At 70.2% G+C, this 15,338-nt stretch carries 13 protein-coding genes; 2 read left to right on the top strand and 11 right to left on the bottom strand.

Translation table 11 applies throughout. The annotated features are described in order from the left end of the window. Window positions 1-2 precede the first annotated feature (2 nt). The 9 genes from K3N28_RS14625 to K3N28_RS14585 all read right to left on the bottom strand — a co-directional run bounded on the left by K3N28_RS14625 (window position 3) and on the right by K3N28_RS14585 (window position 8,837). Window positions 3-404, bottom strand: coding sequence for a thiol-disulfide oxidoreductase DCC family protein (locus tag K3N28_RS14625; protein ID WP_228093287.1), 402 nt, complete (start codon window positions 402-404; stop codon window positions 3-5). Continuing rightward, the gene (locus K3N28_RS14620; RefSeq protein ID WP_228093286.1) at window positions 401-1,234 is read right to left on the bottom strand and encodes a shikimate dehydrogenase; all 834 of its coding nucleotides are present in this window, start codon (window positions 1,232-1,234) and stop codon (window positions 401-403) included. The genes K3N28_RS14625 and K3N28_RS14620 overlap by 4 nt, the downstream gene beginning before the upstream one ends. Continuing rightward, window positions 1,234-2,502, bottom strand: coding sequence for an endolytic transglycosylase MltG (gene mltG, locus K3N28_RS14615; protein ID WP_228093285.1), 1,269 nt, complete (start codon window positions 2,500-2,502; stop codon window positions 1,234-1,236). Before mltG ends, K3N28_RS14620 begins: the two co-directional genes overlap by 1 nt. Before the next feature lie 7 nt (window positions 2,503-2,509). Then, window positions 2,510-3,001: a Holliday junction resolvase RuvX gene (ruvX, locus tag K3N28_RS14610; protein WP_228093284.1), complete on the bottom strand. Its 492-nt coding sequence runs from the start codon at window positions 2,999-3,001 to the stop codon at window positions 2,510-2,512. Continuing rightward, entirely contained in the window at window positions 3,002-5,683 is a 2,682-nt protein-coding gene (gene alaS, locus K3N28_RS14605; RefSeq protein ID WP_228093283.1) for an alanine--tRNA ligase, read from the bottom strand. A gap of 19 nt (window positions 5,684-5,702) precedes the next feature. Then, on the bottom strand, window positions 5,703-5,987 hold the full coding sequence (locus K3N28_RS14600) for a hypothetical protein (RefSeq protein WP_228093282.1): 285 nt from the start codon (window positions 5,985-5,987) through the stop codon (window positions 5,703-5,705). A 63-nt stretch (window positions 5,988-6,050) separates the two neighbouring features. Further along, window positions 6,051-6,557: a DUF948 domain-containing protein gene (locus K3N28_RS14595; RefSeq protein WP_228093281.1), complete on the bottom strand. Its 507-nt coding sequence runs from the start codon at window positions 6,555-6,557 to the stop codon at window positions 6,051-6,053. A gap of 347 nt (window positions 6,558-6,904) precedes the next feature. Continuing rightward, window positions 6,905-7,465, bottom strand: coding sequence for a hypothetical protein (locus tag K3N28_RS14590; RefSeq protein ID WP_228093280.1), 561 nt, complete (start codon window positions 7,463-7,465; stop codon window positions 6,905-6,907). Continuing rightward, complete coding sequence (locus tag K3N28_RS14585; protein WP_228093279.1) at window positions 7,455-8,837, bottom strand: replication-associated recombination protein A; 1,383 nt, start codon at window positions 8,835-8,837, stop codon at window positions 7,455-7,457. Before K3N28_RS14585 ends, K3N28_RS14590 begins: the two co-directional genes overlap by 11 nt. A gap of 163 nt (window positions 8,838-9,000) precedes the next feature. Between K3N28_RS14585 and K3N28_RS14580 the strand changes: the two genes are divergently transcribed. Then, entirely contained in the window at window positions 9,001-10,749 is a 1,749-nt protein-coding gene (locus tag K3N28_RS14580) for a carbon starvation protein A (protein ID WP_228093278.1), read from the top strand. 67 nt (window positions 10,750-10,816) lie between these two features. On the opposite strand, the gene K3N28_RS14575 is transcribed toward K3N28_RS14580, so the two are convergent. Both K3N28_RS14575 and K3N28_RS14570 read right to left on the bottom strand, forming a co-directional pair. After that, complete coding sequence (locus tag K3N28_RS14575) at window positions 10,817-11,698, bottom strand: hypothetical protein (protein WP_228093277.1); 882 nt, start codon at window positions 11,696-11,698, stop codon at window positions 10,817-10,819. A 95-nt stretch (window positions 11,699-11,793) separates the two neighbouring features. Beyond that, the gene (locus K3N28_RS14570; RefSeq protein WP_228093276.1) at window positions 11,794-13,998 is read right to left on the bottom strand and encodes an immunoglobulin-like domain-containing protein; all 2,205 of its coding nucleotides are present in this window, start codon (window positions 13,996-13,998) and stop codon (window positions 11,794-11,796) included. Between the two features lie 258 nt (window positions 13,999-14,256). Here K3N28_RS14570 and K3N28_RS14565 point away from each other — a divergent pair, with 258 nt between their 5' ends. Next, complete coding sequence (locus K3N28_RS14565) at window positions 14,257-15,327, top strand: sorbosone dehydrogenase family protein (protein WP_228093275.1); 1,071 nt, start codon at window positions 14,257-14,259, stop codon at window positions 15,325-15,327. Window positions 15,328-15,338 lie beyond the last annotated feature (11 nt).

Here is a 15,338-nt window from a genome sequence, read left to right as displayed (position 1 = left end):
GGTCAGGACGCCGCTTCGGCCTCCGCGAGGCGGTCGCGCTGGGCCTGGGTGAGCGAGCACGCGGCGGTGCCGCCGGGCAGGCGGTGGCGGTTGCGGGCCACGAGCCGGTAGACCGGCCAGGCCAGGCGCGAGACGGGCTTCAACGAGAGGACGCCGCCGACGGGTCTCCAGTACCACTGGGCGCGGCGCAGGAGGACCGCGATCGCGTCCGGTCCGGCTTTGGTGAGACCGGTCTCGGCCCAGACGACGGCCGACTCGGCCTCCTCCTCGGTGACGCCGAGACGATCGAGATCGGCCCACTGCCACGGGACGACTTCGGCGTCGGTGCGTATGTGCCGCTTGAGGAATCGCGCACTGGCGCTGCAGAAGGCGCAGTCGCCGTCGTAGAGGAAGGTGCGCGTCATGCAGGCCTCGTCCCGGTGTCCTCCCTCGACGGTACCGCCCGGTAGAGGGCCTCGCGCATGGCGGTGACGGGGGCCTCGTCCAGGCCGGTGAACTGTGTCCACTGTCGCACCGCCTGGGCCAGCAGGAGGGCGAGGCCGTCGAGGACGCGGACGCCGGCGGTCGCGGCCCGCGCGGCGAGCGGGGTGGGCCACGGGTCGTAGAGGATGTCGAAGAGGACCGCGCCGGGGTTCCACGCGAGGTGCAGGTCGTCGGTGACGCCCTTGGGAACGGTGGCCACGACGAGGTCGGCGCTCCCGGCGAGGATCGCGTCGTCCCAGCCCGAGGCCTTGAGCCGCAGGCCGAGCGCCGAGGCGACCGGTTCGAGGTCGCGGATCGCCTCGCGGCGGCGGGCGTAGACGTGGACGGTGCCCGCGCCGAGCTGCCGGGCCGCGGCCAGCGCGGCGCGAGCGGAGCCGCCCGCGCCGAGGACGGCGACCTCGGAGGCCTCGGTCATGCCGATCTGGGCCAGCGCGTCGAGGATCCCGGGCGCGTCGGTGTTGTCCGCGACGCGGCGGCCGCCGCGCAGGACGAGCGTGTTGGCCGCGCCGATCGCCTCGGCCACGGGGGTGGCCTCGTCGGCGACGGCGAGGGCGATCTCCTTGAGCGGCATGGTGAGCGAGAGCCCGGCCCAGGTCTCGTCCAGGCCGTCGACGAAGCGGGCGAGCGCGGGCTCGTCGCATTCGCGGCGGGTGTAGGACCAGTCGGTGAGCCCCGCGGCGGTGTACCCGGCGTTATGGATCACCGGAGACAGCGAGTGCTCGATGGGTTTGCCGAGGACTGCGGCGCGCATCAGGCCATCCCGTTCGCTTGGGCGATCTCGGTGTTGTCCTCGTGGTCGTCGTAGTCGTGGGCGAAGAGGGCGCTGCCGTCCTCGTAGGCGGTCACGAAGAACAGCCAGTCGCCGTCGACGGGGTTGGCGGCGGCTTCGAGCACGGCGGCGCCGGGGTTGGAGATGGGCGTGGGCATGTAGCCCGCGTTCTCCGGGGCGCTCGCGGCCCACGGGTTGTCGGGGTCGCGCATGACCGAGAACCAGTCGATGTCCGCGTGCGAGGTGATGGCCTCCTCGCCGTTGTAGAGGCGGCCGTAGTTCCAGATCGCCTCGCTCTCGAAGCAGTTGCAGTTGGTCTGCCCGTGCTCGATCCAGCTGAGGTAGAGCTTGTTGTACATGACGCGGGCGATCCTGGCGTCGTCTTCGGGGATGCCGGACTCGGACTGGACGATCGAGGCGATCTGGAGCGCCATCCACGGGTAGATCTCGAACTCGCCGTTAGTGGGCGGGTTGAACGTCTGCTCGGTGAGGGCGCTGGGGTCGAAGTCGGGGTCGGGGTCCTGGATGTTCTGGATGTCCTCGAGGAAGCCGATCTCCTCGATGGTCGCGTTGAACTTCGCGATCATCTCCGAGAGCATCTGCGCGGCGGTCATCTCGTCGTCGAACTCGTAGGTGGCCGGGAACAGGAAGCCTTCGACGGATTTGACCTGGCGGTCGCCGAAGCCCTCGAACCAGAGCGGGTCGACGCCGAGCGCCTCCGGGTCCGCGGCGGCGGCCTCGAAGTCGGCGACGGGGACGCCGGTGTGCTCGGAGAGCTTCGTGAAGACCTCGAAGATGCGGTAGCCCTCGGGGATGGTGACCGCGTTGGTCATGCGATTCGCCGCGTCGAGGAGGAACGCGAGCGCCGAGGCGGCCGACATCTCGGCCTGCATCTCGTAGGTGCCCGGCTGGATCCCCTGGCCGGAGTTCCCGTCGTCCTCGGAGGCGTTCAGGAAGGCCCGCGCGGAGGCGACGACGCCCTGCGCTTCCAGCTCGTTCGCGATGTCGGCGACGGTCCAGCCCTCCTCGACGGTGACGACGACTTCGGTGCCGTTGCCGGCGCCGGTGAAGTCCTCGGCGATGAAGTGCTCCTTGATGACGTTCTCGTACGCCCACCAGCCGCCGACGCCGAGCACGCCGAAGAGCGCGACGACGAGCGTCATGGCGATCAGGGATTTGCCGGAGTCCTTGCGGCGGTGGCGTCGGGGCGCGATGTCGCGCTCGTCCTCGGTCCTGAAGTCGCCGAGCATCCTCTTCTTACCTCCGCCGCCGGTCCAGCCAATGCTGGAGGATCTCCACCGCGGCGGCCTGGTCGACGATGGAGCGTTTCCGCCTGCCGCGCACGCCGCCTTCGTTCAGTCTGCGGGTGGCGACGGCGGTGGTCATGCGCTCGTCGGTCAGGGTCACCGGAACGGGTGAGACATGACTCGCGAACCGCTCGACCCATTGCCGGGTGTGAGCCGCGGCGAGCCCCTCCTCACCCGAAAGGGTAACGGGTAGGCCGACCACGATCTCGACCACGTCGTATTCCGAGGCGAGGTCGCCTATTTCGCGAATATCGGCGGGTATGTCCTCACTTGGGGCCCGTGGGTCGCGACGGATGGTCGCGACCGGGGTGGCGAGCAGACCGTCCGGGTCGCACACGGCGACGCCGATGCGGGCCTTGCCGAGGTCGATGCCCAGACGGCGGCCCCGCCGCCACTCCCGAGTGGCGGGAGTGGCGGCGGGGCCGTTCGATGCGTCTTCCATCTAGGAGTCGAGCGCTCCGACCACGGCGTCGAGCAGCCGCGGGGCCTGGTCGGCGGGGACGCCGCCGCCCTGGGCGATCTCGTCGTTGCCGCCGCCCTTGCCGGACAGCGCGGCCTTGACGAGGGCCTGGGCCGAGACGTGCTGCGCCTTCGCGGCGGCGTTGACGGCGACCACGATGCTGGCCTTGCCGCCCGCGGTCGCGACGACCGCCGCGACACCGGGCTCGCTCTCGGGCAGGTGCCCGCGGATCTGGGTCGCCAGGTTCCGGACGTCGCCGCCCTTGGTGCCCTCGGGCGCCTGCACGGCCGCGACCTTGACGGGCCCGACCTGCTTCGCGGCGGCCGCGAACTCGGCCGCGCGGCCGGAGACGAGCTTCGCCTGGAGGCCCGCGAGTTCGCGCTCGGCCTCCTTGGAGCGCTGGAGGATCGCCCGGACGCGTTCGAGGACGTCGCCCCGCTGCGCGCCGATCTCCTCCGCGATCTGCGAGACGAGGTCGCGTTCACGCGCGAGGTACTTGTAGGCCTCCATGCCGGTGGCGGCCTCGACGCGGCGCTGGCCGGAGCCGACCGAGGACTCGCCGGTGAGGACGAGCGGACCGATCTGGGCCGAGTGCGACACGTGCGTGCCACCGCAGAGCTCGCGCGACCAGGGGCCGCCGATCTCGACGACGCGGACGGTCTCGTCGTAGGTCTCGCCGAACAGCGCCACCGCGCCGTACTCCTTGGCCTCCGGGAGCGTCATGTACTTGACGGCGACCGGGAGGTCGTCGCGGACGGCCCGGTTGGAGACCTCCTCGATCTCGCTCTTGGTCTCGTCCGAGAGCTTCGAGCGCCACGAGAAGTCCAGGCGCAGGTAGCCGGGCCGGTTGAACGAACCGGACTGGAGCGCGGACGGGCCGAGCACCTCGCGCAGGGCCGCGTGCACCACGTGGGTGCCCGAGTGGGCCTGGCGGGCGCCGAGGCGCCATTCGGGGTCGACGGAGGCCTCGACCTTGTCGTCGAGGACGAGTTCGCCTTCGAGGACGCGGACGCGGTGGACCACGAGCTTCTTGACCGGGCGCTGGACGTCGACGACCTCCGCGCGCCCGTTCGGGCCGATGAGCACGCCGGCGTCGGCGTGCTGGCCGCCGGACTCGGCGTAGAACGGGGTCCGGTCGAGCACGACCTCGACGATCTCGCCCGGCTTCGCCACGGGCACCGACTGACCGCCCGACAGCAGGCCAATGACGCGGGACTCGGTCTCGAGGGTCTCGTAGGCCTTCCAGTCCGTCGGGCCCTGCTCCTGGAGGAGCTGCCAGTACGCGGACAGGTCGGCGTGGCCGGTCTTGCGCGCGGCCGCGTCGGCCTTCGCGCGGCGGCGCTGCTCGGTCATGAGCTGCCGGAAGCCGTCCTGGTCGACCGCGAGGCCCTGCTCCTCGGCCATCTCCAGGGTCAGGTCGATCGGGAAGCCGTACGTGTCGTGCAGCTCGAACGCCTTGGCCCCGGAGAGGGTCGCGCCGCCCTGCGCCTTGGTCTCCGACACGGCGGTGTCGAGGATCGTGGTGCCGTGCTTGAGGGTCTTCAGGAACGCCTCCTCCTCGCCGTACGCGTAGGAGGAGATCCGGTCGAAGTCGGTGCGCAGCTCGGGGTACGCGGTCGCCATGCGCTCCATGGCCACCGGCAGCAGCTCGGGCATCGCGGGCTTGTCGTAGCCGAGCAGGCGCACGGCGCGGATCGCGCGGCGCATGATGCGGCGCAGCACGTAGCCGCGGCCCTCGTTGGAGGGCACGACGCCGTCGCCGATGAGCATGAGCGAGGAGCGCACGTGGTCGGCGATCACGCGGAAGCGGACGTCGTCCGGGTGGGATTCGGAGGCCGTCTGCGAGGTCGAGACGCCGTAGCGCTTGCCCGTCAGCTCCGAGGCCTTGTCGATGATGGGACGGACCTGGTCGGTCTCGTACATGTTGTCGACGCCCTGGAGGAGCGCGGCCATGCGCTCCAGGCCCATGCCCGTGTCGATGTTCTTCTTGGGCAGGTCGCCGAGGATCTCGTAGTCCTCCTTGGCCGGGCCCTCGCCGCGCTCCTGCTGCATGAACACGAGGTTCCAGAACTCGAGGTAGCGGTCCTCGTCGACCTCGGGGCCGCCTTCGGGCCCGTAGGCCGGGCCGCGGTCGTAGTACAGCTCCGAGCAGGGGCCGCACGGCCCGGGGATGCCCATGGACCACATGTTGTCGACCTGGCCGCGGCGCACGATGCGGTCGAGCGGGAGCCCGATCTGCTTGTGCCAGATGTCGAGCGCCTCGTCGTCGTCGAGGTAGACCGTCGCCCAGAGGCGGTCGCCGTCCAGCCCGAGGCCGCCGTCGGCGACCGAGCCGGTGGACAGGTCCCAGGCGAAGCGGATCGCCTGCTCCTTGAAGTAGTCCCCGAAGGAGAAGTTGCCGTTCATCTGGAAGAACGTGCCGTGGCGGGAGGTCTTGCCGACCTCTTCGATGTCGGGCGTGCGCAGGCACTTCTGCACCGACGTCGCGCGGTTCCACGGCGGGTCGGCCTGCCCCAGGAAGTAGGGCACGAACTGGACCATGCCCGCGTTGATGAACAGCAGGTTCGGGTCCTCGATCGCCGGCAGCGGTGCGCTGGGGACCACCGTATGGCCGTTGGACTCGAAGAACTTCAGAAACCGGCGTTGGATTTCAGCGGTCTCCATGGGGCACCTCCTTCAAGGGCTAGTACTGCCGGCCGTTCAGGGCCTGTTCGTCGTCCTCTTCGCCGAGGAGCGACGTGACGTCCTCGCCGCGCTCGATCGCGTCGAACAGCTCGGCCTCCTTGGCCTGCTTGGCCTCCGAGACGTCGGCCCAGAACGCTTTGAACGACGCCTTCATTTCAGCACCGGCATCGCCCACACGCTCGGCGACCCCGCCGGGAGTGACCGACTCCGCCACCTTGGTGACCTTGCGGACCACGACCACGCCGACGGCGATGCCGATGCCTACCCAGATGATCCGTTTCAACACGGGACTCCCCTCACGATCCTCGCCGATGCCCGGCAGCGGCGCCAGTCGATTACTGCTCGGCTACTGCGTGACGCGCTTGCGGGCCTTGGCGGCGCGCTTGGACTCGCGCTTGCTCTGGCGGGACGCCTCCACCATGCGGCGGACCTGGTCCTCCTCGACGCCCTGGTTGCGCTTCTTCACGGCCGAGCGCAGGCCGAAGCCGAACGCGGCGGCCTTCACCAGCGGCGAGCCGACGGCCGCGACGACCAGGCTCGTGACGTTGGCGACGTTCGACGAGATGTGCGCGGCGTTCCCGGTGATGGCGCCGACCTTCTCCAGCTCGCCCTCGACCTGCGTGAGGGACCCGTTGACGTTGTCGAGCGTGGTGTTCACGTTCCGCAGGATCGGGCCGATCTCGTGGTCGACCTTGTCGAGGGTCGAGTTGACCCGTTTGAGCGTGGCGGTGGCCTTGTTGATCAGTCGGAACGCGAGCATGACGCAGAGCAGGAAGAATCCGAGTCCGGCGAGCAGGACCCCCAGCTCCCAGACGCTTCCGGTCCATCCCGCCGCAACGGTGTCCTCAGGCACGGTCTCCCCCTGTCCGATACCGCCGGTGGCTCCACCGGCGATGAAGTGTGTGGTCTCTCGGCCGCCCTCGGCATGATCGTCCACGGCCTGCGAGCGCAGGCTGCGAGCCGTGAGTCGGCGCCGTGGGCCCGAACGCGCCGGAAACGCGGCGCCGGCGACTCGGCCGGAATCTCGCGCTTGAGCGGCGCGGTACCGACCTTACATTGCGGGACCGGACATCCGGTGCAATGGGGCAGTCAGTCCACTTTCCAGTTGCACCGCGGCGGTTGGCCTGGTGAAGGCGGCGAGCCGTGCGGCGGCGCACCGGCGAGCCGCAGGCAGGCGGTCTCGGCGAAGCCGCCGAGCCGTCAACCGGTGTGGCGCTCCTCGGCCAGTCGCGGCAGTGCGGCCCGGGCGGCCACGACGGCGGTCACCTCGGCGCCGACGCACAGCTCGTAGCGGTCCCCGCAGTCGACCGGGACGACCCACAGTTCGAGGTACAGCTCGTCGCGCACGTAGCAGCCCTCCTCGCCGGGGCCGCCGATGCAGGTCTCCGGGTCGGCCGGGATCCAGCCCGCGTTCAGGGCCGCCTGCCAGTACTCGCGCGCCGTGTCGTCCACGGTGCCCTCGGAGGTCCAGGTGCGCATCCGGACCCGGCACTCGCCCAGGCACCAGCGGCTGCCGTAGGTCTCGTCGGCCACGGTGACGGCGGCCCAGCGGGGCACGGCCAGTTCGTCGGCGGCCCGGCGCGTCGGGTCGACGGTGAAGGCCCGGCCCAGCCACAGCACGGCCGCCACGAGGAGGACCGCGGAGACGGCGATGGCCAGGACGGTCATGCGCAGCCGTTCGATGCGCGCGCCCGTGTGCTCCAGGTCGGCCGTCAGCCGGTCCGAAGCGCGGCCGGGGCGCGGCGGACGGTCAGTCGCCATCGGCCCGCTTGCGGACGATCCGGCGCAGCTTCTCGAGCCGCGGGCCGATCTCGGCCTCGTTGCCGTGCCGGGTCGGGCGGTAGTAGTCGCGCCCGGCGACCACGTCCGGGGCGTACCGCTGCGGGACGACTCCGCGTGGGTCGTCGTGCGGGTAGACGTAGGAGACGCCGTGGCCGAGCTGGCCCGCGCCTTGGTAGTGGGAGTCGCGCAGGTCGGGCGGCACCGGGCCGACCTTCCCTTGGCGCACGTCGCGAATGGCCTCGTCGATCGCGACGATGACCGCGTTCGACTTCGGGGCGGTCGCCAGGTGCGCCACGGCCTGGGCGAGGTTGATGCGGGCCTCGGGCAGGCCGATCCGCTCGACGGCCGTGGCGGCGGCCGTGGCCGTCTGGAGCGCGGTCGGGTCGGCCATGCCGACGTCCTCGGACGCGAAGACGACCAGGCGGCGGGCGATGAAGCGCGGGTCCTCCCCCGCGACGATCATCCGTGCGAGGTAGTGCATCGCGGCGTCCACGTCGGAGCCGCGCAGGCTCTTGATGAGGGCGCTGGCGACGTCGTAGTGGCCGTCGCCGTCCCGGTCGTAGCGGACCGCGGCGGTGTCGATGGCGGCTTCGACGACGGCGACGGTGATGGCGGGCGGCTTCCCGGGGTCGTCCGCCTGGACCGTGAGCGCCGCGGCCTCCAGTGCGGTGAGGGCCTTGCGGGCGTCGCCGGCGGCGGTGCGCACGAGGTGGTCGCGGACCTCGGGTTCGAGGGTGACCGCGCCGCCGAGGCCGCGTTCGTCGGCCACGGCCCGGTCGACGAGCTCGCCGATGTCGGTGGCGTCGAGTTCGCGCAGGGTGAGGAGCACGCAGCGGCTCACGAGCGGGGCGACGACCGAGAAGTAGGGGTTCTCGGTGGTGGCGGCCAGGAGCGTGATGGTGCGGTCCTCGACGGCGCCGAGCAGGGAGTCCTGCTGGGTCTTGGTGAAGCGGTGGACCTCGTCGATGAACAGGATCGTCTGGGGGCCGCCGGTGCGGCGGACGCGGCGGGCCTCGTCGATCGCGGCGCGCACGTCCTTGACGCCGGAGTTGAGCGCCGACATCGCGCGGAAGCGCCGGTCGCCGGATTGCGCGACGAGGTGCGCGATGGTGGTCTTGCCGGAGCCGGGCGGGCCCCACAGGATCACCGAGAGCGGCTGGCGGCCCTCGACCACCTGGCGCAGGGGCGAGCCGGGCCCGAGGAGGTGGTCCTGGCCCACGAGCTCGTCGAGCGTGCGCGGGCGCATCCGCACGGCCAGCGGCTCGTCGCCGGTGGCCGAGCCGGTGCCGAGGATGCCCGAGCCCTGGGGTTCCGGGGGGCCGGCGATGTCGAACAAGCCTGGTGCGTCCATGTCCTCTCCAGCGTAAGCCATCTGCATAGGCAGAACGCAGATCCGCCGTCGAACCGGGAGGTTCCGGGCCCATCGCCGCAGAAGCATTGACAGGCGTGATTGCCTACCCTAAGTTGGGAGCACCGAAATGTTGCCCACATCACAATCACATTGGGAGGCAAGGATGCCCGCCATGGTCCTGGCGATAGCGGTCCTCGCGCTGTTCGCCTGCGGATTCCTCTTCTACGCCCGGTATCTCGCCCAAAAGGTCTACCGGCTCGACCCGGACTACGTGACCCCCGCCCACCGGTACCGCGACGGCGTCGACTTCGTCCCCACCAACAAGCACGTCCTCTTCGGACACCACTTCACCTCGGTGGCCGGCGCCGCGCCCATCGTCGGCCCGGCCATCGCCGTCTACTGGGGCTGGATGCCCGCCCTGATCTGGATCGTCCTCGGCACCATCGTCGCCGCCGGCGTCCACGACATGGGCGCCCTCGTGCTCTCCGTGCGGCACCGGGCCCGAGGCATCGGTACGCTCACCAAGGACGTGATCGGACGGCGCGCCGGGACCCTGTTCCTGATCGTCATCTTCTTCCTGCTGACCCTCGTGAACGCCGTCTTCTCGGTGGTCATCGGCAACCTGCTGGTCGCCAACCCCGGCGCGGTGATCCCGATCTTCGGCGAGATCCCCATCGCGATCGCCATCGGCTACCACGTCTACCGCAGGCGCAGCGCCGCCCTCGTCCCGAGCCTGCTCGGCGTCGCGGCCCTGTACCTGCTCATCTGGGTCGGCCAGGCCGTCCCGGTGGACATCACGCCGCTCGCGGAGGCGCTCGGGGTCGAGCAGACCCGCAACGTGTGGATCGTGATCCTCTTCGTCTACACCTTCATCGCCTCGCGCATCCCGGTGTGGGTGCTCCTCCAGCCGCGGGACTACATCAACTCCCACCAGCTGTTCATCGCGCTCGCGATCGTGCTCCTCGGCGTGGGCGTCGGATGGAACACGATGGTCGCGCCCGCGATCAACGCCGTCCCCGAAGGCAGCCCGAGCCTCTTCCCGTTCCTGTTCATCACCGTCGCCTGCGGCGCGATCTCCGGCTTCCACTGCCTGGTCTCCTCCGGCACCACGGCCAAGCAGCTCGACAAGGAGACCGACGCGAAGTACGTCGGCTACGGCGGCGCGCTCGGCGAGGGCACGCTCGCGCTGTGCTCGATCCTCGCCGTCGGCGCGGGCGTGGCCGCCTCACGCGCCGAATGGGACGGGCTCTACGCCGACTTCGGGACCGCCTCGGGCGGCGCGGTCGGCAACTTCGTGACCGGCATCGCCACGTTCGCGAACAACATCGGCATCCCCTTCGACCTGGCCGTCATCTTCGGCGCGGTCGTCGTGATCTCCTTCGCGGCCACGACCATGGACACCGGCGTCCGGCTGCAGCGGTACGTCGTGCAGGAGATCGCCCAGCTGGTCGGCTGGCGCCGCCTGGCGGACAACCTGACGCTCGCCGGGCTCGTCGCCGTCGCCGTCCCGCTCGCCCTGGCCCTCATGCCGGGCGGCGAGGACGCCGGATACGCCTTCGGGGTGCTGTGGCAGCTGTTCGGCACCACCAACCAGCTCCTGGCCGGCCTCGCGCTCGCCGTGATCGCGGTGTGGGTGACCAAGCGCCGCTCCAACCCGATCGCGATCCTCGTCCCGCTGGTGTTCCTGGTGGCGATGACGACCTGGGCGCTCATCGTGAACCTCGGCAAGTTCATCGAACAGGGCGAGTGGGTGCTCGCGCCGCTCGACGCGCTCATCTTCGTGCTGGCGGTCTGGATGATCGCGGAGGCCGCCCGCGGCCTCGTCCTCGCCTGGAACGACCGGCAGGGCCCGGCCCGCACGGCCCCCTCCGAGGAGTCCGAGGAGGCGGCGACCGAGAAGGCCGCGGACTGAGCAGCGGGCAGCGCACGCGAAAAGGCCGCCGCACCGATCCGGTGCGGCGGCCTCGTGCGTATGGGGACTACATGCCGCCCATGCCGGCCATGAGCTCCTCGAAATCGTGCAGGTTGGTCGACTCGGGGGCCGCGATGTCGTACGAGCCGCCGATCTCGACGATCTCGGAGGTCATCTCCATGGCCATGCCGTCGACCTCGGGCATCGTCATGGTCATGGTCTTGAGCAGGCCCTCGTCGTCGAGCACCACGGTCACCTCGGTGCCCTCGACCATCGCGGCCGCGTCGCTGCCGGAGGCGTCGGCCAGGGACGACATGGCCTCGGAGTCGGCGCTGAGCGTACCGGTGAAGGTGTTGTCGGCGGTCTCTTCGACGTTCTCCAGCTCGGAGAGGATGAGCTCGGTCTGCTGGCCGAGGTCCATGCCGCCGTACTGCGAGTAGACCTCGCTGAGGGCCGCGTCGGAGGTGAGGTCCATGGTGAACCAGGCGTCCTCGCCGTAGCTCTCGGCCATGGCGTCGAACATGCCGCCGGTCATCTGCATGTAGAGCGTCTGGTCGACGACGATGGTCTCGGAGTGCATGTCGCCGAACATGCTCTCCATCATCGCCCGCTCCTCGGCGGTCATCTCTTCGCCGGAGGCGTCCAGCATGGCGCTCATGAGGATGTCGGCGCTGGCGTGCGAGCTCTCGCCGTCGTACTCGCCGGTCATCGTCATGAAGTCGAGACCGTTGACGGTCATGCTCGACTCCATCTTGTACGAGGAGGCGTTCAGGCCCTCGACGGAGGCGAGGACGGCCTCCTGGGGGCTGAGCGCGGCGACGGCCTCTTGGTCGCCGGCGGTGTCGTTGGACTCGTTCGCGGGCTCGTCGGAGCCGCACGCGGCGAGACCGAAGCCGAGGGCCGGGACGGCCAGCGCGCCGAGCAGGCGGGTTGCGGTACGGGAGGACATGATTGCTCCTGGTTTCGGGGGGATCTGCTTCCGGTTCGAGCATAAAGGAGGGCCTCCACTTCCACGTGTGCGGAGGCCCGCTCATGTCGCGACGGTTACCAAGCCGATTGCAGCCGCGCGTACTCGGCGGCGGTCACCGGCAGGACGGTGCCGTGGCGGGGGCTCGACGGCAGATCGTACTCGGCCACAGGGGTCCATTCCCCGGAGGCGAGGTCGGTGGTCTCGAAGGGGACGTAGCCGCGGCCGCCGAACTCGTCGATGAAGAGGTACCACCTGTCCTCGGTGTTGGACTTGAAGACCAGCGGGCCCTCACCCGCGCCGATGGCGCCCGAGCCGATGCACTCGGCGAGGAACGCCCATTCGGCGTCGGGGGCCAGCGAGGTCGCGGTCTCGGCGAGGATGTACTTGCCGCACGGCGTCGAGGACGAGTTGGACCGCTCGTCCTTGGTGAAGCGGTAGTAGGCGCCGTCCGCTTCGATCATGGTCGAGTCGATCGTGGAGTAGCCCTGGTCGACCCACACCCGCGCGTCCGAGAAGTGCACGAAGTCGCGGGTGGTCGCGTACATCATGCGGTGGTAGAAGCCTTCGGAGTGGTCGGGGGTGGTGAACAGCGGCGAGGCCCAGTAGACGACGTAGGCCCGCTGCTCGGGGTCCCAGTAGGCCTCGGGGGCCCAGGTGGCGCCGGCGTTCTCGGGCGAGACCTCGACGAGGCGGCCGTCGCTCCAGTTCACGAGGTCGTCGGATTCCCAGACCATGATCGAGAGGCTGCCGTGGCGCTGGGCCCGGTTCCAGTCGCCGTTGCCGTTGATCTTCAGGTCGGTGGCGATGAGGAAGAATCGGTCGCCTTCGGGCGAGCGGATGATGTACGGGTCGCGGACGCCCTGCTCGCCTTGGTCGGAGGTGAGGATCGGACGGGCGTCGTTGAGCTCGGTGAAGGCGAGCGGGTCGTTGCCGTCGCTGAGCGCGCCGTAGACCTGCTCGCCGGTGGCGGTGCCCTCGCCGGTGAAGTAGGTGAAGAAGTAGCCGGTGTAGTCGGCCGGCGTCGGCATCGGCGGCACGGTGGCGGTGAAGTGCAGTCGCCGCTTCTCTCCGCCGCGGGTCACGGTGGCGGTGAGCTTGACCTTCCGGGTCTTGCCGCCGGGTTCCTCGCGGTCGACGACGCCGGTGGCGTCGATGACGTCGGGCTTGTTGGACCTCCAGGTGATGGTGGAGCCGTTGGCGCCCTCGGTGGGCAGGTGGATCGCCGAGCGGACGTCGTCGAGGTTCGGGATCGCGACGGCGGCGGCGTCCAGGTCGACCGCCTCCTCGTCGTCGTATTCGGCGAGGACGGTCACCGGGAAGTCGCGTCGCTCTCGGACGGTGCCGAGGGTGACCGTGGCGGTGAGGGTGACGGTGGCGTCGTCGTCCTCCATCGCGGGGCGGGCGACCGCGCCGGAGGGGTCGATGACGGCGGGATCGCTGGAGGCCCACGTGATCCGGGAGCCGTTCGAGCCCGTGGCGGGGAGGTCGAGGTCGGCGGTGACGGCGGCGGTGTCGCCGAGGTCGATGGCGGCGGCGTCCTCGGCGGCCTTGTCGGCGCTGATGTGGGCGGCCTGCTCGCCGATCTCGGCGCCGGTGAGCGCGCCGTCGTAGATGCGGAAGTCCGCGAACTTCCCGTGGAGGTACCGGTCGCCGCTGTAGAGGGAGCGTCCGAGGTAGTTGGCCGTGGTGGCGCCGGAGCCGATGTCGCCGGGCGTGATCGTGACGGCCTCGTTGCGGGCGACTTCCTGGCCGTTGAGGTAGAGGACGGCGGTGCCGCCTTCGAGGGTGTAGGCGAGGTGGTTCCAGGTGCCGCGGGCGAGGTTCGAGCCGGTGGAGGCGTTTTGCTCGCAGGTCCAGTGGCAGGTGGAGATCGAGGTCCGGTAGCCGTTGCCGGTGGTGAAGAGGTAGCCGCTCCCCCAGGAACCGCTGGAGTTGCCGAGGCCGTAGATGAAGTAGGGGCTCGCCTGGTCGGGCTCGATGTAGACCTCGGCGGTCACGGTGATCGCGTCGAGGCCGGCCAGCAGGTCGTCGGGCAGGTCGACGTAGTCGTCGACGCCGTCCAGTCGCACGCTGCCGAGATCCGGGCCCTCGCCCCAGCCGCCGCCGACGAGGGTGCCGTCGCGGCCGTTGCCGGAGGCGTCGGCGACGACGGTGCCGCTCGTCTCGTCGAATTGGTACCAGAGCAGGGGGCCGTCGGCGGGCGCGGCCACCGCCGCCGACGCCGGAAGCGCCACCGCCGCAATCGCGACGAGGGCGCCGATGAATCGATGAGACGTCATTGTCCAACCTATCTACGTTCGACCGATCGCACAGGTCGGGGCCTGAGTGAGCGATAACCAAGAGGACACCGGTCAGCTTATTCCAACCATCGGCATAAGTGAACATGTGAATGTCACGATTCTTGATCGATTTCGCCGGCAGAGAGCGCCTGGACATCCGAGCCGATCCGTGCCTAGGATGGCAATTCAATCGATATGCCTCTATATACTACTTTCTTCGCTTTCTGTACCCGGCACCATGAGAGACAAGGAGCAGCCATGCGACGCAGACTGCCCGCCATCGGCGCGGCGCTCGCCGGAATGATCCTGGCCGTGGGCACGGCCACCGCGGCGGCCGAGGAGGGCTCGACGGTCGAGCCCGCCCAGCAGCCGGCATTCGACTTCAACACCGGGCACACGGTCGCCACGGGGCTCACGATCCCGTGGGGGCTGACGTTCCTCCCGGACGGCTCCGGGATCGTGGCCGAACGCAATTCGGGGGACGTCCTGCGGGTCGGCGCCGACGCCGCCACCGTGGTCCTCGGCAACCTCGACGTCGTCGGCGGCGAGGGGCAGTGGGACGAGCGCGGCCTGCTCGGCCTGGCGGTCTCCCCCGACTTCGCGACCGACGGCTGGATCTACGCGTATCTGTCCACGCCGGAGGACAACCGGGTCGTCCGGTTCACCCTCGACCGCTTCGAACCCGAACCGGTCCTCACCGGCATTCCGGTGGCGCTCAACCACAACGGTGGTCGCCTGTCCTTCGGGCCGGACGGGATGCTCTACATCACCACCGGCGACGCGAACGACACCGCCAACTCGCAGGACCTCGACAGCCTCGGCGGGAAGATCCTGCGGGTCGAGCCCGACGGGTCGGTGCCCGAGGACAACCCGTTCGAGGGCTCACCGGTCTACAGCTACGGGCACCGGAACGTCCAGGGCCTCTCGTGGGGCCCCGACGGCGAGATGTACGCGACCGAGTTCGGCCAGAACACGTGGGACGAGCTCAACCACATCGAGGCCGGGTCGAACTACGGCTGGCCGGTGGTCGAAGGGGCCGGCGGCGGGGCGGAGTACGTCGATCCGCTGGTGACGTGGAGGACCTCGGAGGCCTCGCCTTCGGGGGCCGAGGTCGTCGGCGACACCATGTACATCGGGGCCCTGCGCGGCCAGCGCCTGTGGACGGTGCCCGTGTCCGGCGGCGAGGCAGGCGACCCGGTCGCCGTGCTGGAGTCGACGCTCGGCCGGATCCGGACGGTCGAGCTCGGCCCTGACGGCTGGCTGTGGGTGACCACTTCGAACGGTTCGGAGCAGGACAGGGTGGTGCGATACCGGCCCATCGGCGGTTAGGAAGCCGCAGC

This window comes from Glycomyces sp. TRM65418 (assembly GCF_019710475.1).
Classification (GTDB): domain Bacteria; phylum Actinomycetota; class Actinomycetes; order Mycobacteriales; family Micromonosporaceae; genus Glycomyces.
This window is presented reverse-complemented; position numbering and strand designations above follow the sequence as displayed.